Below are 1827 nucleotides of genomic sequence, written 5' to 3' on the forward strand. Positions count from 1 at the left end.
GAGGCCCTCATGGCACCCCGTCCCACCCCCGCCGACAAGTTCTCCTTCGGGCTCTGGACCGTGGGCTGGCAGGCCCGCGACCCGTTCGGGGAGGCGACCCGCCCCGAGCTGGACCCGGTCGAGGCGGTCAACCGGCTCGCCGAACTGGGCGCGTACGGGATCACCTTCCACGACGACGACCTGGTCCCGTTCGGAGTCGACGCCACGACCCGCGACCAGCACATCGCCCGGTTCCGCAAGGCCCTCGACGAGACCGGCCTGGTGGTGCCGATGGTCACCACCAACCTCTTCAACCACCCCGTCTTCAAGGACGGCGGCTTCACCAGCAACGACCGCGACGTCCGCCGCTACGCGCTGCGCAAGGTGCTGCGCAACGTCGACCTGGCCGCCGAGCTGGGTGCCAGCACCTTCGTGATGTGGGGCGGCCGGGAAGGCTCGGAGTACGACGTCGCCAAGGACGTCCGCGCCGCCCTGGACCGCTACCGCGAGGCGGTCGACCTGCTCACCCAGTACGTCATCGACCGGGGCTACAACCTGCGGTTCGCGCTGGAGCCCAAGCCCAACGAGCCGCGCGGCGACATCCTGCTGCCCACCGTCGGGCACGCGCTCGCCTTCATCTCCCAGCTCGAACACCCGGAGCTGGTCGGCCTCAACCCGGAGGTCGGCCACGAGCAGATGGCCGGTCTCAACTACGCCCACGGCATCGCCCAGGCGCTCTGGCAGGGCAAGCTGTTCCACCTGGACCTCAACGGCCAGCGCGGCGTCAAGTACGACCAGGACCTGGTCTTCGGCCACGGCGACCTGATGAACGCGTTCGCCCTGGTGGACCTGCTGGAGAACGGCGGCCCGAACGGCGGTCCGACCTACGACGGCCCTCGGCACTTCGACTACAAGCCCTCCCGGACCGAGGACATGGACGGGGTGTGGGCGTCGGCGGCGGCCAACATGGCCACGTACCTCCTGCTCAAGGAGCGTGCCGCGGCGTTCCGCGCCGACCCCGAGGTGATCGAGGCGCTGGCCGCGAGCAAGGTCGGCGAGCTGAGCGCCCCGACGCTCAACAGCGGTGAGGGCTATGAGGAGCTGCTTGCCGACCGGTCCTCCTTCGAGGAGTTCGACGTCGACGCGGTGGCCGCCCGTGGCTTCGGCTTCGTCCGGCTCAACCAGCTCGCCGTCGAGCACCTGCTCGGCGCCCGCTGAGGCCCGCCATGCCGCTGGTCGCAGGCGTTGACTCGTCCACCCAGTCCTGCAAGGTGGTGATCCGGGACGCGGAAACCGGTGCCCTGCTCCGGCAGGGCCGGGCGCCCCACCCGGACGGCACCGAGGTCGACCCGGAAGCCTGGTGGCAGGCGCTGCGCGGCGCCGCAGAGCAGGCCGGTGGGTTGGCCGACGTCGCGGCGGTCTCCGTCGCCGGCCAGCAGCACGGCATGGTGTGTCTCGACGAGGACGGTCGGGTGGTCCGCCCGGCCCTGTTGTGGAACGACACCCGATCCGCCGACGCCGCCGCCGATCTCGTCGAGGAGGCCGGCGGCGGCGCGGCCGGGCGTCGGTTCTGGGCCGAGGCCACCGGCAGCGTGCCGGTGGCCAGCTTCACCGTCACCAAGCTGCGCTGGCTGGCCCGGCACGAGCCGGAGCTGGCGGCCCGGGTGGCCGCCGTCTGTCTGCCGCACGACTGGTTGACCTGGCGACTGGCCGGCGCGCCGGGGCTGGCCGCGCTGCGGACCGACCGGGGTGACGCCAGCGGCACCGGCTACTGGTCGCCGGCGAGCGGCGGATACCGGCTGGACCTGCTGGAGCGGGCCTTCGGTCGGCGGCTGGCGGTGCCCGAGG

2 protein-coding genes are annotated in these 1827 nt (G+C 72.4%); both read left to right on the forward strand.

The features are described 5' to 3' along the window. Window positions 1-9 precede the first annotated feature (9 nt). On the forward strand, window positions 10-1197 hold the full coding sequence (gene xylA, locus EAD98_RS00375) for a xylose isomerase (protein WP_121652123.1): 1188 nt from the start codon (window positions 10-12) through the stop codon (window positions 1195-1197). Between the two features lie 8 nt (window positions 1198-1205). Next, window positions 1206-1827: FGGY family carbohydrate kinase (locus EAD98_RS00380; RefSeq protein WP_255421206.1), on the forward strand; the 622-nt coding region annotated here is incomplete at its 3' end.

The organism is Micromonospora sp. CV4, assembly GCF_003667455.1.
Classification (GTDB): domain Bacteria; phylum Actinomycetota; class Actinomycetes; order Mycobacteriales; family Micromonosporaceae; genus Micromonospora.